Source organism: Rothia sp. 110740021-2, from assembly GCF_054263775.1.
Genome location: NZ_JBSZFE010000003.1, coordinates 25201 through 46001 on the forward strand (window position 1 = coordinate 25201; position 20801 = coordinate 46001).

The 20801-nt window shown below is 59.3% G+C and carries 14 protein-coding genes; 3 read left to right on the forward strand and 11 right to left on the reverse strand.

Annotated elements, in window-relative coordinates:
• Positions 1 to 1287 precede the first annotated feature (1287 nt).
• On the forward strand, positions 1288 to 1911 hold the full coding sequence (locus ACUXHH_RS07420) for a superoxide dismutase (protein ID WP_279789639.1): 624 nt from the start codon (positions 1288 to 1290) through the stop codon (positions 1909 to 1911).
• Between the two features lie 135 nt (positions 1912 to 2046).
• Here the strand turns inward: ACUXHH_RS07420 and ACUXHH_RS07425 are convergent, their stop codons facing one another.
• The 5 genes from ACUXHH_RS07425 to ACUXHH_RS07445 all read right to left on the reverse strand — a co-directional run bounded on the left by ACUXHH_RS07425 (position 2047) and on the right by ACUXHH_RS07445 (position 8722).
• Positions 2047 to 3870 (reverse strand): ATP-binding cassette domain-containing protein, encoded by a 1824-nt coding sequence (locus ACUXHH_RS07425; RefSeq protein ID WP_458391154.1) that lies wholly within the window; start codon positions 3868 to 3870, stop codon positions 2047 to 2049.
• Positions 3871 to 4344: 474 nt separating this feature from the next.
• Positions 4345 to 6132 carry an ATP-binding cassette domain-containing protein gene (locus ACUXHH_RS07430; RefSeq protein ID WP_279741589.1) on the reverse strand — a complete coding sequence of 596 codons (1788 nt, stop codon included), beginning with the start codon at positions 6130 to 6132 and terminating at the stop codon, positions 4345 to 4347.
• Between the two features lie 480 nt (positions 6133 to 6612).
• A complete protein-coding gene (locus tag ACUXHH_RS07435) occupies positions 6613 to 7425 on the reverse strand; it encodes an NUDIX hydrolase (protein WP_070629352.1) in 813 nt (270 codons plus the stop codon).
• Between the two features lie 261 nt (positions 7426 to 7686).
• Positions 7687 to 8007: a putative quinol monooxygenase gene (locus ACUXHH_RS07440; RefSeq protein ID WP_070824786.1), complete on the reverse strand. Its 321-nt coding sequence runs from the start codon at positions 8005 to 8007 to the stop codon at positions 7687 to 7689.
• A 136-nt stretch (positions 8008 to 8143) separates the two neighbouring features.
• A complete protein-coding gene (locus ACUXHH_RS07445) occupies positions 8144 to 8722 on the reverse strand; it encodes a TetR/AcrR family transcriptional regulator (protein ID WP_012904343.1) in 579 nt (192 codons plus the stop codon).
• 177 nt (positions 8723 to 8899) lie between these two features.
• Here ACUXHH_RS07445 and ACUXHH_RS07450 point away from each other — a divergent pair, with 177 nt between their 5' ends.
• On the forward strand, positions 8900 to 10465 hold the full coding sequence (locus ACUXHH_RS07450; protein WP_458391155.1) for an MFS transporter: 1566 nt from the start codon (positions 8900 to 8902) through the stop codon (positions 10463 to 10465).
• A 209-nt stretch (positions 10466 to 10674) separates the two neighbouring features.
• Positions 10675 to 12039 carry an NADH dehydrogenase gene (locus ACUXHH_RS07455; protein ID WP_049363766.1) on the forward strand — a complete coding sequence of 455 codons (1365 nt, stop codon included), beginning with the start codon at positions 10675 to 10677 and terminating at the stop codon, positions 12037 to 12039.
• A 505-nt stretch (positions 12040 to 12544) separates the two neighbouring features.
• Here the strand turns inward: ACUXHH_RS07455 and ACUXHH_RS07460 are convergent.
• The 6 genes from ACUXHH_RS07460 to ACUXHH_RS07485 form a co-directional block, all read right to left on the reverse strand.
• Positions 12545 to 13615, reverse strand: a complete 1071-nt coding sequence (locus tag ACUXHH_RS07460; RefSeq protein WP_279741579.1) for an alcohol dehydrogenase catalytic domain-containing protein — start codon at positions 13613 to 13615, stop codon at positions 12545 to 12547.
• Positions 13616 to 13888: 273 nt separating this feature from the next.
• Positions 13889 to 14743: an anchored repeat-type ABC transporter permease subunit gene (locus ACUXHH_RS07465; RefSeq protein ID WP_012904337.1), complete on the reverse strand. Its 855-nt coding sequence runs from the start codon at positions 14741 to 14743 to the stop codon at positions 13889 to 13891.
• The gene (locus tag ACUXHH_RS07470; RefSeq protein ID WP_279741576.1) at positions 14740 to 15618 is read right to left on the reverse strand and encodes a metal ABC transporter ATP-binding protein; all 879 of its coding nucleotides are present in this window, start codon (positions 15616 to 15618) and stop codon (positions 14740 to 14742) included. The genes ACUXHH_RS07465 and ACUXHH_RS07470 overlap by 4 nt, the downstream gene beginning before the upstream one ends.
• On the reverse strand, positions 15615 to 16676 hold the full coding sequence (locus tag ACUXHH_RS07475) for a choice-of-anchor M domain-containing protein (protein ID WP_279741574.1): 1062 nt from the start codon (positions 16674 to 16676) through the stop codon (positions 15615 to 15617). Before ACUXHH_RS07475 ends, ACUXHH_RS07470 begins: the two co-directional genes overlap by 4 nt.
• Before the next feature lie 111 nt (positions 16677 to 16787).
• On the reverse strand, positions 16788 to 18563 hold the full coding sequence (locus tag ACUXHH_RS07480) for an anchored repeat ABC transporter, substrate-binding protein (RefSeq protein ID WP_279741572.1): 1776 nt from the start codon (positions 18561 to 18563) through the stop codon (positions 16788 to 16790).
• Entirely contained in the window at positions 18550 to 20793 is a 2244-nt protein-coding gene (locus ACUXHH_RS07485) for a TIGR03773 family transporter-associated surface protein (protein WP_458391156.1), read from the reverse strand. Before ACUXHH_RS07485 ends, ACUXHH_RS07480 begins: the two co-directional genes overlap by 14 nt.
• Positions 20794 to 20801 lie beyond the last annotated feature (8 nt).

The window sequence follows — 20801 nt, forward strand, 5'->3', positions numbered from 1 at the left end:
AAAAACCTTAGATACATGAGTGTTCCACGGCATATTTATAAAGATTTCCGGTACAAGTATAGAGGAGAACATACCAAGAAGCCTACTCGCATATTGAGCTAACTTCCGCGGAATATCAAGGGTTTTAGGGAGTTGGGTGAAAATTCTGAGGGGTGCAAAGAGCTTGCCAAGTGTGAAAAATAACGAAATGATAACAAAATTTTTAAAAATCTCGGTTTTAGCTTTGCAACCGTAATGAAAACATGTACACTAATTAAATAACGGGGTCGAAGGAAGCCTCCGAGGCGAGACCGGAAGCTCGCTTCGATAGGTTCGACTCTCTATTTATCGGTGATTGTCGTTGGTGTACGAGTAACTCGTATTTCTACCGACGGATGTGCGGTGCGGATGCAGTTCGTGGTTGGGCTGCATGCCGTACCGTATATTTTTAACTGAAATTTCTATCAACTCACTCCTAAGAGCATCCAACGGTCGGATGCTCTTTTTCTTTGCCTTCATATCGGCGCCAGCAAGAGGGCTGCACGAGCCGTGGGAGGGGGTACGAGGAGGTGCAAACACCTGTGCTGTTGCGTATCTATACAGTGTGGCTACGCTGCGTACCTACTGTATTGTTGCCCCGTATCGTGCTAAGAATAATATCCACAGGGGTTATCCACAGTGTGGAGAACTTACACCCGTGTGATTTGGCGGAGCAGACCTGAGGCTCGTCGCGGGTGCAATTTAAGAGATCTGCAGAAAAATTCTTGTAATTACAGGCTTTTGAAGCCATTAAAACCGAGGGTAAGTTCTTAAACAGAAGATCTTTTTACCTTTAAATTCGCGGAATGCCAAATTTTCCACACCTGTGGATAACCCTGTGCACTTAATCCACCGTCTCTGGTGTAAAGGGGTATATAAGACCGCTCAGCGTCCCTATCGGCGTCCAAAATTTTGGCTAGTAGAAGGAAAAACGCCCTGAATGAAAGCGAAAATCCTGCAGTTTATCCCCCGCGCATCCCCAAAAAGAGGTGTTATCCACAGTAGTTATCCACAATGTGGAGAACTTACAGCACTGTTATTCATATGAGTGCATATCCTGTTATTTCAGGGCAAAATAGGGTGCCAAGCCTGAAAAAATGGTTGATATACAGGGTTATCCACAGGTGTGGGGAAAAGTTTCGACCTAAAATCCACAGGCTCGTGCGGGTTGGTGTGCACATGTGACGCTCCCCAACTCGTGAAAAGTAAAGTAAACGCTACGCTGGTAATCTTTAATACAAGCCAAGCATTCTAATGAAAGGCATCATCATGGCTGAAAAGTACACCCTCCCCGAGCTCCCCTACGACTACGCGGCGCTCGAGCCCCACATCTCCGCAAAGATCATGGAGCTGCACCACGACAAGCACCACGCAGCATACGTTGCAGGCGCTAACGCAGCTCTCGAGCAGCTGGCAGAGGCACGCGAGAACGGTGCATACGGCAACGTCTCCAAGCTCTCCAAGGACCTGGCGTTCAACCTGGGTGGCCACACTAACCACTCCATCTTCTGGAACAACCTGTCCCCCGAGGGTGGCGACAAGCCCACCGGCGAGCTGGCAGCAGCAATCGACGAGTTCTTCGGCTCCTTCGACAAGTTCCGTGAGCACTTCACCAACGTTGCACTGACCATTCAGGGCTCCGGCTGGGCAATCCTCGCATGGGACACCGTTGGCAAGCGCCTCATCATCGAGCAGCTCTACGATCAGCAGGGCAACATCTCCGTCGCACTGATCCCCGTTCTGCAGCTGGACATGTGGGAGCACGCATTCTACCTGGACTACCAGAACGTTAAGGGCGACTACGTCAAGGCATTCTGGAACATTGTGAACTGGGCAGATGTTCAGGCTCGCTTCGAGCGTGCAGTGTCCCAGACCAAGGGCCTGGTTCTCTAATCTAAGTTTTCGTCAGCGCGGTGAAGTAGCCGCGGTGAGATAACTGAAACGGGTGTCCGGCGCCTCCATATTCGGAGGTGCCGGGCACCCGTTCGTTGTATTCAGATGCTGCCCCGCGGGGTTGGGTGCAGAACCCTAGAGCGCCAGCGTGCGGTCAATGCGGATGCGGCGGCAGAAATCCTCATCGTGGCTCACCACGATGAGCGCACCGGTGTAGGCTTCGAGTGCCTGCACCAGCCAATCCACCGAAGAAATATCGAGGTTATTCGTCGGCTCATCCAATATGAGTAGCTGCGGCACCGGATCCGCCAGAAGCACCTGCGCCACTGCGGCACGGAACCGCTCACCACCGGAGAGCTCACAGGTCTTATGGTGCACGCTCTCGCGGCGGAAAAGCAGACGCGCCAGTTGGTCACGCAGATGCTGTTCGCTCACGCCAGGGTTAGCCCGCTGCACGCACTGCAGGAGGGTCAGCTGCGGGTCGAGGGTGATGCGCTGAGGAATGTACGCCCCCTCGAGGCAGTAGCCGACGCGGTAGGCGGGCTGCACGGGGGAGCGGTACTCCGGGTCGCCGGCGTGGGCAATTGCCTCAAGGAGGGTGGTCTTGCCGCTGCCGTTTGCGCCGGTGATGCGCAGGTGCTCGGGGCCGCTGAGAATCAGGTGCTCGGGGTGCTCCGCCGGGGTTCCCTGTTGGTTCTCGCTATCTGCCTTGGCGGGCAAAAAATGCAGAGAATCAACCTTGGTGGGTTGCTGAACCGTGAATGTTTCACGTGAAACCTGCCGGGCATCAACCCGGTGCAGCTCCAGTACCTTGCGACCCGCGGGTAGGGGCTGCTGGCTCAGTTCGGCGTAGATCTTCTCCTGCACGCGCACCTCATCCTGAGCCTTCTGGTATGCCTCCTGAGCCTGTTCCTGCTTGCCGACGCGCAGCCCGCGAAGCTTCGCCGCCGCCTGACGTGAGGCATCCTTTGCCAGGTCTAGAATTGTATCCGGCTGGTCGTCCTTCCAGACCTGCGCCATGTTCTTCGAGATAATCTCTTGCGCATGCACCCACTCGCGATGCGCCGAACGCACCCGGTTCTTCGCCTCGGTCACGCGACGCTGAGCCGCCTGCTGCTCGGTGTCCAGCGCCTGCCGGTAGGTGCTGTAGTTACCTTCAAAGAGACGCAGATGCGCCAGCCCCTGGCGGTCGGCGTGAAGCTCCGCAATCACGTTTACACGCTCCAGCAGATCGCGATCATGGCTGATGATGAGTGCCGGGCAGGGTAGCGCCTCCAACGCGGCGAAGAGCTGAGCCTTCGCCGCGGAGTCCAGGTTGTTGGTCGGCTCATCCAACAGAATGAACTCGGGATTAGAAACCATCAGTGAGGCAAGTGCGGCAATGACCGCCTCGCCACCGGAAAAACTGCGCATGCTACGGGCAAAGAGCGCGCGAACAGCCTCCGGGTTGTCGCGATCAACCACGGTCGCCGGGGTGAAACCGTAGGTTGCAAGATCCGCCAGGGTGCGCTCCTCAACATCCCAGTTATCCCCGATGGTCTCGTAGAGTTCGGGGGAGTATTCGCCGGATTCCACCGCCTGCAGTGCCCACAGAATCTCGGTGATTCCGCAGAGCTCAGCGAGGGTCTGCTCCCGGTCCAGACCCAAATCCTGAGGTAGATACGCCATGCGCTCCGGCGCTGCCAAAGAACCGGAATCCGGGGTCAAATCACCCAAAATCAACCTCATGAGGGTTGTTTTTCCGCAACCATTATCGCCAATGAGCCCGGTCAGAGGTGCCGAAAACACCGCCGAAAGGTCCACAAACAGTGGAGGTTGGCTCGGGTGCGCAAAGTGTAGATGGGCGATACTAACGTGCGCCGCTGCATGGGAAACCATGTGGGAAGTGGCGTGCGAGCGGGCATCGCGGGAAGAAGCGGAACGGGGAAAGGTCGCCTGCGGCTGAAGTACGTGTGTCATACGAGCTCCTTGAGGTGTGGATGCTCGGGTGCTCTCAAACTCCGACGGTGGTGCGTTGCAGTAGTGTGCCGGCGGTTTGGGGGCCTATGCTGAGCGCGTGGCGGTAAGAGGATCGCCCCAAAAAAGGCGTGAAAAAACCCGAGCGTAACGGTGGATGTACCTGTGCCCGGGTGCGTGCGCGCTGACGGAGACACGCAGAAAAATGGAAGTGTGCAGAGAATATGCCTGCACAAAAAGCTGCGTGAGCGCGCGAAAAATTCTTCTGAGTCCGGGCTTATGCTCGGTGGGTCATTTCTTTGATGCCTCCTAGATTCCGAAGGGTACCCCGGTCGCGCCTTGGGTGGCTTCGGTCAAACGATACGTTCAGCTTCGCCAGCTACCCCTGCGGCGGGGTAACACGGATAGAGAGCTGAGAACTCCAGCATAGGAACTGACTGGGCGCTGAGTCAAACACCCTCCCATGTAGGAGAAGATTCAGCATGCTGATTCCCCGAATGGTTCCTTCCCGAGAGTTTTTGTTGAAAGGTTGAGTGTGCGGTCAATGCGGATGCGGCGGCAAAAATCCTCATCGTGGCTCACCACGATGAGCGCACCGGTGTAGGCTTCGAGCGCCTGCACCAGCCAATCGACCGAGGAAATATCGAGGTTATTCGTCGGCTCATCCAATATGAGTAGCTGCGGCACCGGATCCGCCAGAAGCACCTGCGCCACCGCGGCACGGAACCGCTCACCACCGGAGAGCTCACCGGTCTTATGGTGCACGCTCTCGCGGCGGAAAAGCAGACGCGCCAGTTGGTCACGCAGATGCTGTTCGCTCGCACCGGGATTCGCCCTCTGTACGGTTTCAAGGAGGGTGAGCTCCGGGTCGAGGATGATGCGCTGCGGCAGGTATGCGGTGTTGTCCAGACGGTAGAGCACTTGGTACGCAGGCGGCACTGGGGAACGGTAGTCAGGGTCATTTGCGTGCGCTATCGCGTTGAGAAGCACAGTCTTGCCACTGCCGTTTGCTCCCGTGATGTGCAGGTGTTCGGGTCCGGTCAGGATAAGACCCTCGGGAAAATCTTGGACTTGAAGCAGATAATCAACTTTATAAGGTTGTGTTTCACGTGAAACGATGTTTTGGGTGTATGCCTTCTTAATGTCGGCGCTCTGCGGTGTAGATGCGCAAGAGTCGTTCTTCACCCGATGTAATTCCAGTACTTTCCGCCCCAGTGGGAGCGCATCCTGAACAAGTTCCAGATAGATACGCTCCTGAACGCGCAGGTTCTCTTGGGCTTCTCCAACTGCCGCCCGCGCATCCGCCACCATGCTTTCGTGGGCTGTGTGAAGTTTCCCGGCAGAGCGCTCTGAACTGTTCTTATCCAGGCCCATAGCCATGCCAGGTTTCCGCTTTGACCGCTCAAATTCGCGACCTCGGCGAGTGTTGCGATCGAGCTTAATCTGGTTCTCGGCACGCTCACGCTCAGCCTTACGCGCCTCATTCTTCGCCTCGGTCACGCGACGCTGAGCTGCCTGCTGCTCGGTCTCCAGCGCCTGCCGGTATGTGCTGTAGTTACCCTCGAAGAGGCGCAGATGCGCCAGCCCCTGACGGTCAGCATGAAGCTCGGCAATCACGTTTACACGCTCCAGTAGGTCGCGGTCGTGGCTGATAATGAGCGCCGGGCAGGGCAGTGCCTCCAGTGTCGTGAAGAGCTGGGCTTTCGCCGCGGAGTCCAGGTTGTTCGTCGGCTCGTCGAGCAGAATGAACTCTGGGTCTGAATACAGAAGCGCGGTGAGTGCGGCTGTGACCGTCTGACCACCTGAAAAGGTGCTAAGGGGACGCATCAGAAGGTTGCGGCGGGCCTGTGTATCGGTCGTAGTGAGGGCAGGACCAAAACCATGTTCGGCAAGGGCTACGAGGGTGCGTTCTTCAATATCCCAGGCGTCGCCTATGGTGTCGTAAAGGCTGGGGGAATATTCGCCCGATTCCAGCGCATCAAGCGCCTGCAGTATTTTTGTAATTCCAAAAATATCGGCAAGATGCTGATGCCCACTCAACCCTAAATCTTGCGGTAGGTACGCTATGTGCGGTGGGGTGCTGATTATGCCTTGACTAGGGTTTATGTCGCCAAGAATAAGTCTGAAGAGGGTAGTTTTTCCGGCGCCGTTATCGCCGATAAGCCCGGTGAGTGGCGCAGAAAATACCGCGGAAAGGTCTGTGAAAAGTGGGGGCTCACCCGGATGTGCATACGAAATATGGTCGAGTGTAATGTGGTGTGGCATGGGCCGAGTTCCTTCGAATGGGTGCTCGGATTCCCGCCATCGTAGTGCACGTTAGGCATGAGAATATGAAAAACCCGAGCGCGGTCTGTAGGTACACGTAAGCCCGGGTAGTGGGGTGGACGCATAAAAGCGTATTGACCTGGTGTTGTTGGATCCGGGCTTATGCTCGGTGGGTCATTTCTTTGATGCCTCCTAGATTCCGAATACCACCCCGGTCGTGCCTTGGGTGGCTTCGGTCAATCGATATGTTCAGTCCCTTAGGCTACCCTCACGGTGGGGTAGCGCGGATAGAGAGCTGATGGCTCAAGCATAGAAACTGTGTGGGTGCTGAGTCAAACACCCTCCCGTAAAACCTCCTGACAAGTGCCGATACCCCTTAGAGAACGCAAAAGGAGGGGTGGCACCAATCGGTGCCACCCCTCCTTTGAGGCGTTAAATCTTAGGCATTAAATCTGCGCGCGTACAACGCGCGAAAGGCTATTACGCCTCGTGGCGCTCGCGGTACATGCCCAGCGGACCCGCATCCGCGTACGCCTGAGCGTCGTTGTAACGGTACAGGCGCGGCGGGCGGTGACGGGTGCCCTCCACGCGGCGGCCGGTGTCAATAATCGACTTCGATGCCGCAATCTGGCGGCGGAAGTTCGCCGGATCCAGGGTGCGACCCAGAATCGCCTCGTACACCTCACGCAGCTGCGCCAGGGTGAACTCCTCACCCAAGAAAGAGTGCGCAATACGCGAGTACTCGACCTTGTTCTGCAGGCGGTAGAGCGCGTACTCAATGATTTCGTTGTGGTCGAAGGCGAGCTCGGGCAGCTCATCGACCGGGAACCAACGGATGTTCTCGTGCACGCGAGTGTTCGCGACCTCGGTGGCGGGAATCGACGCCCAGTACACCACGGAAACTACGCGCTCGTGATCAGTACCGGGTGCCGGTTCGGGCTCGCCCACAACGCGGGCGGCACGCGCCTCGGGGGTGCGCAGAACGTCGCCGAATGCGTAGAGCTGCTCCAGGTAGCCGGGCTGCAGGTTGGTTGCGCGCTTCAGGGTCGAAGCCGCTGCCTCTTCGAGGGAAAGATTCGGGTTGAGCGGACCGCCAGGAAGCGCCCACTGGCCCTTATAAGGCTCGCGGAGGCGGCGAACCAGCGGCAGCCACAGGGTCGGGTGGGTTTCGTTGTCCTTGGGGCGCAGGGCCAGAATAACGGTCGAGACGGCGAGGGATACAGAGGTGTGGTCCACGTCGTTGTGCTCTTCAACGGCGACTGCGCCGGGAAGAGGCTGGGATGCGATGCTCATTCAGACCTCCTGTGCGAATGGGTATCGATAGGTGTGCATACTCTACCCATTTTAAGGGGTTAATAGGGTAAAAATGCACGCAAGGCACCCGCTGACCCGAAAACCGGTACCATCCGCGTCGTGTCAAGGGGAAAAGTTCAGGTACCGGACACGCCAAAGCACCCCTCCTGCCTGTCCAATAGAACAGGCAGGAGAGGCGCTTTAGCGTCTACTTATGCAACATCTAACTATGCAGTTTTAGGTGCATATCAGGGGTGCAGACTAGTCGATCTGCAGCTCGCCCATAGCGTCCCAGCCGTCGCCGTCAACCAGGCGAGAAATAATCTTCGGGGTTGCAGTCAGCAGCGGACGCATGTCCTTCAGAGCCTGCTGGAAGTGGTCAGAGTTCACGTGCGGGCCAGCTGCATCGTCGTTGAAAGCCTCGAGCAGAACGAACTCGTTCGGGTCCTCAACACTGCGGGACCACTCGAAGAACTTATTGCCTTCCTCGGCGCGGGTTGCCTCGGTGAAAGCGCGGGTCTTCTCAATCCACTGGTCAGCGTATTCGGGCTTGACGGGGAACTTTACAGCAATGAAAATCATCGGAACTCCTTGGTTGAAGAGTAGATACGTACCCTTCCAGTTTAAGCCCCGGGTGCTCGCCGGCGCTGAAGAATAGGGTTTGAGGTAGCGGTTTTAGCTTGTGGCTTTAACCGCTGTGTCGAGTGGCTTTTGTGGTTTAACGAGCCGCCGCCTTGAGTACCTGCAGGGCGCGTTCGAGTGCCGCACGGTCTGCCGCGATGGCTGCAGCCCTCTGCGGGCTGGCGGAGTCGCCTCCGAATGCCGCGTTGTAGTACATGCCATCACCCAGAAGCAGCACGGTGCGGGCAATCTGTTCATCACCCAGCTCAGCGAGAACGAGCGCATGCCAGCCATCCTGTACGCGACTCATGGTCTGCTGGGCGAGCTCATTATTGTTCTGCGCCAGGCGGCTGAGGGCAATGAGGGCACGGTCGAACGGGGTGTTATCCGGCGTGGAGGAATTGATGTAGTAGGCGCTTGCCCCCTCGGGTGCCTGCTCCATTGCCGCGAAGTCCTCTTCAGCCAGGGTGAGGGTGCGTTCTGCGAGCGCTTCAAGGAGCGCCTTCTTGGATGAGAAGTGGTAGAGTAGCCCGCCCTTGGAAACCTTGGCGGGGGTGGCGACGGCGTTGAGGGTTGCGGCGCGTTCTCCCGAGCGAATCAGCAGGTCGACGTAGGTGTCGAGGATGTGTTCGCGGGAGTTGTTGGCGCGCTGTTTGCGGTGGTTGGGGGTGGTCATGGGTACCAGTCTAACCGCTTGAAACTATACCGTCCAGTTGGTATAGTTAATCTTCGTTTATGGCCCCGTCCGGACCCCTAAAACCTCACTAAAAGACCTAGCCCAAAAGACAGGCCGAGCTGATGCCGCCGCGTCCGCCGCATCAGCCGACACCTTATAGACGCACGAAAACAACCCATGACGAATCACAATCCGCACACCACGGCTCTGCCCATTCACGCCCCCGACCAGAAGACCAAGCGCTGGGCGGCACTCGGTGTGCTCATGCTCCCGGTGCTCCTGGTCTCCATCGACAACACAGTGCTTGCCTTCGCGGTGCCCGCAATCGCTAAGGCGCTGAACCCCTCCTCCGCGGAGCAGCTGTGGATCGTTGACTCCTACTCCCTGGTGCTCTCCGCCCTGCTCGTGCCCATGGGCGCTATCGGTGACCGCATCGGTCGCCGCAAGCTGCTGCTCATCGGCTCGACCGGCTTCGCGGCAATCTCTGCGCTCGCGGCATTCGCGCCCTCCGCGCTGATGCTCGTGGTTGCCCGCGCCCTGCTTGGCATTTTTGGCGCCATGCTCATGCCGGCAACCCTGTCGATTATTCGCAATATCTTTGTGGATGCGACCGAGCGCCGCATCGCTATTGCCGTGTGGGCTTCGGGCTTCTCGGCGGGTGCGGCGCTGGGCCCGATTGTGGGTGGTTTCCTGCTGGAGCACTTCGACTGGGGTTCGATGTTCCTGCTCGCTGTGCCGATTCTGATTCCTCTGCTGATTCTCGCCCCGATTATGGTTCCCGAGTCGAAGGACCCGAACCCCAGCCCGGTGGATCCGCTGAGCATCCTGCTGATTATGACCGGCATGACCGGCATTACCTTCGGTCTGACTCACACCTCCGAAACCGGGTTCGATGCGGTGGCTATCAGCACCATCCTTGCCGGCCTGTGCTTCATCGTCCTGTTCGTGCTGCGTCAGCTCAACCGCGAGAAGAACGATATTCAGCCCATGCTGGATGTGCGCCTCTTCCGCAACACCGTGTTCACCGGCGCGATTACCGCAAACCTCATCTCCATGATGGTGGACGTTGGCTTCATCTACTTCGCCTCCCAGCACCTGCAGTTGGTCTCCGGTCTGCCGCCCATGTACGCCGGTATGCTGCTGATTCCCGGTACCCTGGCGATCATTATCGCCGGTCTGGTGATTGCGCGCGTGGCGGTGCACTTCCACCCGGCGCAGGTGGTGTCTTTCGGTCTGGCGCTCCACGCTGCCGCGTTCGCGGTGCTCGCCTTCCTGGGTGCGCACAACGACTTGGTGATTATCCTGATCTTCATTGTGCTCGGTACCGGCATCGGTATTGCGCAGACCATTTCGAACGACCTGATGCTCTCCAGCGTGCCGCCGCGTAAGGCTGGTGCGGCATCCGCGATCTCGGAGACCTCCTACGAGACAGGTACGGTGCTCGGCACCGTCATCATTGGTGGCATGCTCACCGCCGTCTACCGCGCAAATGTGGTTGTACCCGACGGCCTGGATGAGACTCTCGCCGACCACGCCCACGAAACCCTCGGCGGTGCCGTGTCCGTCGCCAGCCATGTAGGTGGCGAGCAGGCGAACCAGCTGCTCTCCTCCGCATTCGCTGCCTTCGACTCGGGCGTGGTGCTGAGCTCCGCATTCAGTGCCGTGCTCATGGGTGTTATGGCTGTCATCAGCTACCTCATGATTCGTAAGGCACCGCGCGAAATGAAGCCCGCAGAACACTAATACAGCGCACTAAACCTCATAGATAAGCTCCGTCTCCCGTTGCTCTTGAGCGCCGGGAGGCGGGGCTATTTTTACGCACCCACCTGCGCATTTAAAGGTTCAGCACAGGTGCCGGTGGTACGGTAAAAACAGTAGGCTCACGCCCGAAAAAGTCGCCCGAAAAAGACAGAGGAACCAACGGCTCCACACACTCAAGGAGGAACGCCACCATGGGACTCAAAGACTGGATTGCACCCTTCATTACACTGCTGATTGGTGCCAGCACCATCTTCATCTCCTACAAGAACTACCAGGCGCAGGCGGCGGCAAAACCCTCCGAACTGGCGCGACTGGAACTGTGGAGCAAGCTCCTCACCGAAGCCGGCTTGGACCTCAACGCCCTACCCGACCCCGAAAAGCTCACCTCCGACCAGCGCGTCGTCCTCGAAAACTACCGGGTCTTCCTCAAGCGTGCGTCCCTCGAATCGAAGCTGCGTAAAGTTGGCATCGACAGCAACCGTATCTTCAGCCTGCTCATGAAGCGTGCGCACTCTTCCGTGAAGCCTACGCCCATCCCCATTGGCGACTCGATTAGCTACTACCGCCTGATTCTACGTGCCCTGCTGTACATTTGGGTTCCGCTGGCCGTGATTTTCATCGGCGTGCCCATCATCGTGGTCACCATCGCCTACCTGATTGGCCTGTTCACGAACCACCGCGGCAATCTGTCTGACTTTGCACTCTCCCCGCTCGCCGTGGTGCTCCTGATTGTTGGTGCGGTCGCCGTCGGTGCCCTCGTGTACCTGCAGAACCGCATTATCTCCGCCATTATCGCGAACAATGTGTACTTTTACTTCTGGGATATTTACGGCTCCAAGAAGGGCGCTCGCGACTCCAAGGACGCCTACAGCGAGCGCCTGGCGGCTAAAACCTACGCCGACCAGCTGTTCCTCGGTCAGCAGGAGTTCGCTCACCAGTTCCGCGAGAACATGTACATGGCGGGTATTCAGGAGATTGATGAGTACCCGCGCGTGCTCAGCGACAGCGTGATGCTGCCGCGCAACTACCGGGTTGCGGAAACCACCGAGGGTGAGGACCGTATCGACCGCTTCGTGAACTGGGTGCGCTCCAAGATTGGTTTTGAGCGCCTGGAACCGCGCATCATCTACAGGCTCGAACATAAGGACGCGCACAAGGATGCGAAGAAGGAATCCGCGCACGGTGAGCCGGTAGCTACTGAGCAGGGTGTTTCTGAGCAGCCTGTAGAGACTCTGGCTCAGGATAAGCAGGAGGATGCGCAGAAGGCTCCGGAGGCGCCCGCCTCTGCGGAGTCCGCCTCGGATGAGCCCATCGTCGCGGAGGTGTCCGTCGAGGCTCCTGCCGAGGTACCTGCCGAGAATCTGGCTGAAGTACCCGTTGAGGATGCGCCCACCGAACCCGTCATCGGAGGCGCCACCGACTCTTCTGCCGCAGCTGGGGCAGACGACCCCACGGAGGCGTTCACCCGCATCCTGCACGATGCTGCCGGTCATGAGAACACCGGTGAAAAGAATGCCGCCGGAGAAAAACCCAGTACTGAGAAGCCTAAAAACTAAATAGCCCGCCCGAGGCACCGAAAACCGGGCATGAGAAAAGGGTCGCAGCCTACGAGTTCGCCATTGAACCGTAAGCGTGCGACCCTTTTCCTTTCCCTTCAAGGGCGAGCAGAATCGGAGGTACCACCCGACCAAGAAGAGCCAAATGATGCGCCCCTCCACCGGTAGAGGTTGCCTGGCAGAAGAACCCGCCGAAGCAGGTTGGCAGAGCGCCCGGCAGAGGGTGCATCACGCTTGAGGAACCGCCCCAGAGCCCACCGGAGAGGGGGCTGAGGGAACAGAAAACCCCGAGCTGGCGCATCTCTACATCTTCAGATTTCTTACATCATCAGAAAATAACTACATCTCGGGGTAGGGGAGGACGATTCGCGCTCCGGGTGGGACCTACCCACTCCCACCCGGAGGCGAATCCTAGGGATGTTCGCAGTGTCATGAATACATCCCACCGAAATCCCTCACAAACGTTCGGGGTTTCAGTATGAGCGGTATATGAGCCTACCGCAGTCTATGCCGCAACCTCGGGGTTACGGGAGATAACAACCTTCACCACGTTGTGCTCAGCAGCGTGGGAGAACAGGTCGTAGGCTTCCTCGAACTGGTCGAAAGTGAAGCGGTGGGTTGCCATTGCCTTAGCATTCAGGCGACCCGAGCGGACCATGTTCAGCAGGTTACCGACGGTGTTGCAGTTGACCAGGCCCATGTTGATGCGAACGTTAGAAATCCACATGGTGTTCAAGGGCAACTCAACGGGCTTGCCATGCACGCCGGCGTTAGCGATGTTGCCGTAGGGGCGAACAATCTTGGTGCAGGTCTCGAAGGTCTGCGGAACACCCACAGCCTCAATTGCCACGTCCACGCCCAGGCCGTCGGGGGAGAGAGTCTTAATCTTCTCGATGAAGTCCGGGTCGCCCGCGTTGACCTTATCGGTTGCGCCCAGCTCCAGTGCCTTGTTCATGCGGTTGTCGTCGAAGTCGACGGTGATGACGCGGCCGGCACCGCAGAGGTTAGCGGTCATGATCGCGCCCAGACCCACGGGGCCTGCACCCACGACAGCGACGGTGTCGCCGGGCTTGGTGTGACCGTTCAGAATACCGATCTCGAAGCCGGTGGGCAGTGCGTCGGTGAGGAAGAGGACGTCCTCGTCGGTCAGGCCCTCCGGAACCAGGTGAACCGAGGTCTCTGCGTAGGGAACACGCACGTACTCTGCCTGGGTGCCGTCAATCATGTAACCGAAAATCCAGCCGACACCACCAACGGTCTGGCAGTGCGAAGGCTGGTTCGCCTTACAGTAGGAGCACTTACCGCAGCTGGTCACGGCGGGGATGATGATGCGGTCGCCGACCTTCAGGTCAGTCACCGCGGAGCCAACCTCGGTAATGGTACCGACAGCCTCGTGGCCCAGGATGCGTCCGTGGTCCACCTCGGGGCAGTCGCCCTTCAGGATGTGCAGGTCAGTACCGCAAATGGTGGTGGTGTCGACACGGGCGATAACGTCCGTGGGCTCAAGAATGGTGGGGTTCGGGACTTCCTCCCAGGCGCCCTTCTGATCGGGGCCGTGGTATACATATGCCTTCATGATCACTCCTTCTTTGAAGCTCTAATGAGGGTGCAGTGACTGCTTTATCACTACATGTATCAACCCATAAGAAATATTTGATAGGTTGTATTTTCATTAAACCCGACGTGTTGAATTATGCGCTTTTATTACGCGGAGTGTATCTTTTGGTTCTTTAAACATGAACATGATTCACTTTGGGTATTTAAGACCTGTAAAAAACGCACGAGGCGCACCCCCCAAACAGGGATGCGCCTCGTCCGTTTAACTGAGAAAAATTGGGTTGAGTTGGGCTTAGTTCTTCAGCTGGGCACGCGCTCGCGAACGAACCGCCGTCACCGCCCACACCAGCACAAAAGCCGCCACCATCGATAGCACAATCGTGCCACCGGTCGGCAGGTTAAACGCCCACGACAGGTACAGGCCAACAATCGAACAGATACCGCCAAACACCGGCGAGAACACCATCATCGACCCCAGTCGGCGGCACGCCAGGCGGGCAGCCGAGGCCGGAATCACCAGAAGCGCCAACACCAGCACATTACCGAGCGTCTGCAAACCCAGCACCACAGAAATGGTCACCAGAACGTACAGCACAATATCCAGGGCAAGCACCGGCAGGCCCATCGCGCGGGCACTCTCACGGTCCAGGCTGACCGTCACAATCTGGCGGTGGAACAGCCACAACACCAGCAGAATAACGGCACCCATAATCGCCGCCTGGGTAATGTCCTCATTCGAAACACCCACAATCGAGCCGAACAAGAAATCCTGCACCGAGCCCGAATAGCCCGGCGCCAACGAAATAATCACAATACCCAACGCAAAAGATGCCGCGAAGAAAATACCGATCACGGAATCCTCGCGTAGCCGCTGATTCTGGCTAAAAATAGCCACCAGAATAGCCGTCACCACGCCCGCAGTCAGACCGCCCATGACCAGGTTGCCGCCCAGCACGAACGCCACCGCAAGGCCAGGGAACACCGAGTGCGCCACTGCATCGCCAATGAAGACCATGCCGCGCATCAGCACGTGGCAGCCCACCACACCGGTAACTACCGACGCGAGCAGCACCGCCGCCAGGGCGCGCGGAAGAAACGCCAGAGACGGGTTGAACAGGTCGGCAAGAAAATCGATAGGAGTAATCAACGGGTACCCCCGGTAGAAGCAGTATGGGCGGGGGAGAGAGAAGAGTCAGAAGCGCAGGAATCAGGCAGCTCGTGGCCGTACTCATCCAACGCACCACCGGCACAGGTGAAGCCCGTGCGGGCGTGGCCCTGCGCCTCCTCAATATCGTGACCGTGCAACCACGTGTGCAGCTGCTCCAGGCTAAAGGAGTCCGCCGGACCATCCAGGTGAATATTGCCGCGCACACCGCACAGACGCGAGCAGGACTCACGCGCCGCCAGCATGTCGTGTGTAGACATCAGAATCGTGATGCCCTCGCCCGCCAACTCACGGTACAGGCGGGTCAGAGTGGTCTGGGTCGGCGCGTCCACGCCCGTAAACGGCTCATCCAGCAGCAGTAGGGAGGGGTTCGCCGCCAAAGCGCGCGCCAAAAGAACCCTCTGACGCTGACCACCGGAAAGCTCCGCAATGGAAGCATCCTGCAGGTGCAGAACATCGGTGCGTTCCATTGCCGAAAAAACCTGAACCCAATCCTTCTTCGCCGGGCGGCGGAAGAACCCAATCTCACGTACTCGACCGGTCATCACCGTATCCTTGACGGTCAGCGGAAAATCCCACTGGAACTGGTGCTTCTGCGGCACATAACCGATATGCGCACGCGCCACACGTGGCGACTCACCCAGCACGCGAACCTGACCGGATGCCGGGCGGATCAGACCCAAAATAGTGCGTAGCAGTGTGGTCTTACCGGCACCATTAGCACCAATCAGGCCCGCAAACTCGCCGCGCTCCAGCGTCAGGGACAGATCCTTGAGGATGGAACGGCGTGCGTATCCGGCGTACAGGTTCGAAATCTCTAGGACGGGTTCAGTGCCAGCTGTTACCGACGCGCTCACGAACGGTCACCGCGCACTTCATCCAGTGCCTCACGCTGCGCGGAGGAGCGGCGACGGAACGCAAGGAAAGCGCCCACAGCAATGACAGCTGCCACGCCTGCGGCAATGACACCCCAGGGAATCGTGAACTCGGTACGGTAACCGCTCTGGTCGCTTGCTGCGGCAGAAGAAGAACCGGCAGCCTGGGATGCAGAGGTAGACGAAGCATCGGAGGGTGCAGAAGAACCCGAGGATGCTGAACCACGAGCCTGCGCCTCCATCGCGTACAGGGCATCAGCATTCGCAGAATCACCCACCGCAAACTTCAGGTAGCGGGTATCAGACACGGTCGAACCATCAGACAGCTCAGCGCTCGCGGTAACCTTCAGCAGGTACTCGCCCGGGGCGGTGAACACCCAGTTCGCGTGGGTGTGAGTGTTCTTCTCCACCCACAACTTCTGCGGCTCATTCTTGGTAGAGGACCACAGCACCTGCGGTGCCGAGAAGTTGCCGTTCTCCAGGTACAGGCTGAACGTGCCGGGGCCGCTCACCTGCTCCAGTGTCAGGTTCACGCCGCGGTTCAGCTTGGACACCAGCTGCGGATCCTGGGTGTTCCACCCCGGCCAAATCACGCCCTTAGCTTCGGTCTGCGGAATCACGTATACCTTAGAACCGGCAGGTGCACCCACGAAGGAATAGCGTGGGTCGTTCGGCACCTCAAGAATCGCCTGGTCGCTACCGCGGTAGATGACTTCGTCCAGGCTGCGCCAGACGGGGGTTTCACCGTGATCGTCGTGGAGCATGAGCTCAAACTTGCCGTTGTTGAAACGAGGGCCCATATCCACGTGACCGGAGGAAATTTCGGTGCGACCGGATGCAACCGGCTGCTCCGCCGACAGGGTCTGGGCGAGGGCGCGCTCGCCGCGGCTGAGGTTGCTGTCGCTCGGCTGAGTCGAGGCGCTCTCTGCGGTTGCCGGGGTGGTCTCCGCGTGTGCCACGCCCAGGGGTGCGAGCATCAGGCTGGTGCCCAGAGCCAGGGCGGGCAGGCTACGAGAGAGGCGGGTGGTTGAGTTCATCATGAGGACTTCCTTAGATCATGACCGAACTTGGATCATGACCGAAACGGTGTTTGAAAGATTATCTATATACTGATACGGCTATATGAGCTTGTGGGGAGATTGAAAACCGGGTTACGATGTGCTCGCCTCCGAGCAACTAGCACCCGAAGAGCTATCTCCAGAATCGCCGCCGGAACTGTGCCCAGCGCCATTCCCCGAGCACAGCGCAATCGTGTGAGCATTCGCCAACATCATCTGTGCGTAGTGAGGAGCCTGCGCATCCAGAGTGTCCGAATAGAGCACCCCGGTACGCACCTGAGCCTCCCGAGCCAGCTCCGTCAGAACCGGTGAACGCATCGCCGTTGACTTATCCAGATAAATCGCTGGAACCTTCAAATCCTCGACCGTGCGACGCAAACGCTGACGCTGCTGAATACTCGGCTCGCCGCTGGCACTAGCACTCACAAAACCGGCAATATGCAACCCGTAGGTGCTCGCCAGGTAGCGGTAACCGTCGTGCGTGGTGACCAGATTGCGTGCCGACTCCGGAAGGGCTCCATACACCTGACGCAGCTGAGCGTCCAGGGCATCAAGCTCCTTCATCACCTGCTCGGTGCGGGTCGCATACTCGCTCGAACCCGCCGGATCGGCGGAGATGAGCGCGTCACGAATGACCTGCACGCTCGCCTTCGCGTTCGGTACTGAATGCCAAATGTGCGGGTCGATTTCGCCGTGCACGTGCTTACCCAGAACAGCCTGCGCCAGCAGGTACACCTGACCGCGATCCTCCGAAGCACCCGAACGCAGAAAACGGTAGCTACCGCCCGCGGGCACCTCCTGCAGAGTGCGGGAGGGGACCGCGACTACGGTGCGGTTCAGCTCGTGCTCTACGGCACCCTGGGAGGAATCCGCCCGAAGCACGATCCTGCCGTCGCCGGTGCGTGCGGTAATATCGGCGTGACCTGCCGAAAGAACCTTGATGTCCGAAGCGGAAACGTTCTGTTCCTTCGCTAGGCGGTCCACCAGCTGTTGCGGGTCACGACCGACCACGCAGTACAGGGTGCCGCGCGAAGAACGCACCGACTCCGGCGCATTGACCGCGGTGGCACTCAGTTCAATCGCGTACTCGCCGGCATCACTAAATGCCCACGACAGGTGCGTATGCGCCTGCAAAGGAAGCTCCAGCGAACCCATATCGCCGGTACGGATCGCTGTGTCCCCTTCACGGGTGAGGTTCACGCCGCGCGCATGCGAATCGCACAGCATCTCCACCGCACCGAAGGTCTGCGTAATGAACGCCGCCAACTGCGCATTCGAGGAATCCGTGGAGGTTCGCGCCCGTACGCTCTGCACCTCAAAGCGCATGCCTGCATCCGAAGAGTCGGTGGGGGCAGACTCGTTCTGCCCGCCCTCTTCAACACGCAACCCCAGCCAGATAGAGTCTAGGGAGGCATCTTCAACAATGGCTTCCAGCTTGCCGCCGTACTGCTCAATCTTCTCCGCCACCGCCACGGACACGACCCCGGCGGGCAGGTTCGCCTCAACCATTTTGCTGAGCTTACGCTGCTCCAGCAGAAGACCGTTCGTCAGAGCACAGCGGGCATAGGCGACATCGCGAATATCGCGCAGGCTCGGCTCGTACGAGTGCGGGTCAGCACCGGCAGGCACCAGAGAGTGCACGCTGGCGCGCTCCCCGGCAATCTGCTGCGCCAAATCCGCCAGAATCGGGGTCGTGGCGACCACGCGCATCCGGTCGGAGGACGCATTCACGGTGCCTGCGCATCCGCTCAGTGCGAAGGCGCCAGCCCCCACTCCCGCACCCACCGCGATACGGGAGGCGAGGGTGAGGGCGGTACGCCGACTATATGCTTGCGCGCGGTTGCCGGTATGTCTGCTATGCGGTGTCACCGCTGCGGCCCTTTCGGCGTGCCGAACGCAGAATCATGGCACCGAGTGCCAGTGCCAGAATGGAGGTGCTGACCATGAACGGGTCGATGACCACACCGGTATTCGGCAGCTTACCTGCCGCGGCTGCCTTCTGAGCGTTCGCGAGTTCCTGACTGGTCAGGGCGCAATCCTCACCGGAGGCGGTCTTACCGACGATGCGTACCTTGGATCCGTCGGGCTTGGTGACGATGCCGGTGGCTTCGTCTATGGTGCCGTTGACGGGGTTCTTAGCGGTGCTCTTCTCGCTGCCGTTCTGCGCACCCTGCGCGTTGTTGCTTGCCGGGGCGTTATCGGGGTTGCCAACGGTGAAGTGCAGAACCGATTCGCTGCTGACCTGCTGGCCGTTTTTCAGGCGTGCCGTCCAGCCGATAGTCACGGTGTAGCGACCCTCAGCGGTGAACACCCAGTTGCTGTGTTGGTGGGTGTTTGCGGGCACCTGGAAGGAGCCGCCGCTACGCGAATCGAAGACCTTCTGACCGGCGGAACCGAAGTTACCGGAGAGGAAAGTGGACATGGTGCCGGGGCCCTCAAAACCGTTGAGGCTCATGGTGACGGGGCCGTCGAGCTGCTTGAGCAGTTCGGGGTCCTGGGTGCTCCAGCCGAGCCAGGGCACGCCCTGCTGCTGGGTTGCACCAATCATGTGCACGGGGGTGCCCGCCGGGGCGATATTCTCCATGCCTGCGGGCAGGTTGATCTTCGCGGCGTCATTGAGTACAAACTCGAGGGCGCCGGGGGAGACGTGGCGGGCGGGGCTGGTGCGGTCGTCCTTCACGCTGCTGGTGAGGTTGCCGCCGTTGAGGACCGGGCCCACGTCAAAGTGGCCGTGGGTGACTTCTTCACGGCCGCTATGTTCGGCGGAGTTGACCACAGCGATGGTGGGGATGCTGGTCGGCGCCTGGGCTGCCTGGTTGCTCTGCTTGTTGTCCTTCTGAGCGTCCTTGGAGTCCTTGGCATCTTCGGCGGGAACCTCGGTGGCGATGCACTGCTGGTTCAGGCTACCGGGCAGACCGGAGGACAGCACACCGCTACCGGTGCTGGGTGCGCTGATGTTCCGGGCGTTGGAGCCCTTCACGCTGGAGCCCTTCACACCGTGGGAGTTGCCGTCCTTGCTTTCGCCCTTGTCGGAGCCGTTATTGGTGTTGTCGGTGCCTCTGATAGCGGTAACACCGGATCCACCCTGGGATGCCTGCTCACCATTTGCCTCTGCCTTCGCACCGCTCGGGTCGGTCATCTGTGCGGCGTTCTGACCGTTCACGGATGCATCCACGCGGCGAATACCGGTGGATGTGCTCGCCTCAGTACTTGCGGAGGTGGAAGTAGATGTGCTGGCGGCGCTCTTGGTAGCGGTAGCGCTCGCCTCGGGGGTAGTGGTTGCTTCGCTCGTGCTCTCCTTTGCCGCTTCCTTCGCGGCGTTCTGCGCGTTCAGGAGCTCGAAGCCGTCCTCAGCGTTGGTGCCCACAGCGATGGTGTAGGTCGCCTCGGAGCTGACCGGGGTGCCGTCAGCAAGGGTTGCGGTGGCGCGGAAGGTCAGCTGGTAGATGCCCTTGCGGGTGAATGCCCAGCTGAGGTGCTCGTGACCGCCAGAGGTGATGGTGTGCGGTGCGAGCTGGTCGTTGGTGCTGAAGACGCGCGGGTTGTCGCGGCCGGATTCGGTGAAGACTTCGGCGCGGCCGCCTTCGGGTACGCTGCTGCGCACGAGTTCAAGGTTGATGGTGTTGTTCTTGAGCGTGCCGGGGCGGATTCCTTCCGCACCGAGGCCGGGGTAGAGCAGGCCGCGGGTGCGGGTGGAGGGAATATAGAAGATGTCGGTGCCTTCGGGGGCAATGTAGTCGTAGCCTGCTACGACGTTGGTGTGTGCGTCCTCGACGTCGGGCAGGTGGAAGACGGTGCGGGCGGGGTTGAATCGTCCCTGCTTGCCGGGGCCGGTGTCTGCGAGGGTGCCGAGGGTGAACTGGTTGCCGTCGAGGAATGCGTTGAGCATTTCGGTGTGTACGCCCGCGATGACGTAGTCACCTTCGTAGTTGACGTAGGTGCGCGACTCGGTACCTGTCTGGGTACCGACTTGGTTTTCCTGTGCCTGTGCGGCGGTGAAGGTGCCGACCTGGGGGAGGGCGAGGGGTGCCCCGAGTGCGAGGGTGCATCCGAGGGTGGTTGCGCTGAGTAGGCTCAGGGGTTTGGTGCGTCCTTGCATGGTAGCTC

Coding starts and splice junctions, on each gene's coding strand:
- ACUXHH_RS07420 (WP_279789639.1), top strand. CDS start 1,288: ATGGCTGAAAAGTACACCCTCCCCGAGCTCCCCTACGACTACGCGGCG.
- ACUXHH_RS07425 (WP_458391154.1), bottom strand. CDS start 3,870: ATGACACACGTACTTCAGCCGCAGGCGACCTTTCCCCGTTCCGCTTCT.
- ACUXHH_RS07430 (WP_279741589.1), bottom strand. CDS start 6,132: ATGCCACACCACATTACACTCGACCATATTTCGTATGCACATCCGGGT.
- ACUXHH_RS07435 (WP_070629352.1), bottom strand. CDS start 7,425: ATGAGCATCGCATCCCAGCCTCTTCCCGGCGCAGTCGCCGTTGAAGAG.
- ACUXHH_RS07440 (WP_070824786.1), bottom strand. CDS start 8,007: ATGATTTTCATTGCTGTAAAGTTCCCCGTCAAGCCCGAATACGCTGAC.
- ACUXHH_RS07445 (WP_012904343.1), bottom strand. CDS start 8,722: ATGACCACCCCCAACCACCGCAAACAGCGCGCCAACAACTCCCGCGAA.
- ACUXHH_RS07450 (WP_458391155.1), top strand. CDS start 8,900: ATGACGAATCACAATCCGCACACCACGGCTCTGCCCATTCACGCCCCC.
- ACUXHH_RS07455 (WP_049363766.1), top strand. CDS start 10,675: ATGGGACTCAAAGACTGGATTGCACCCTTCATTACACTGCTGATTGGT.
- ACUXHH_RS07460 (WP_279741579.1), bottom strand. CDS start 13,615: ATGAAGGCATATGTATACCACGGCCCCGATCAGAAGGGCGCCTGGGAG.
- ACUXHH_RS07475 (WP_279741574.1), bottom strand. CDS start 16,676: ATGATGAACTCAACCACCCGCCTCTCTCGTAGCCTGCCCGCCCTGGCT.
- ACUXHH_RS07485 (WP_458391156.1), bottom strand. CDS start 20,793: ATGCAAGGACGCACCAAACCCCTGAGCCTACTCAGCGCAACCACCCTC.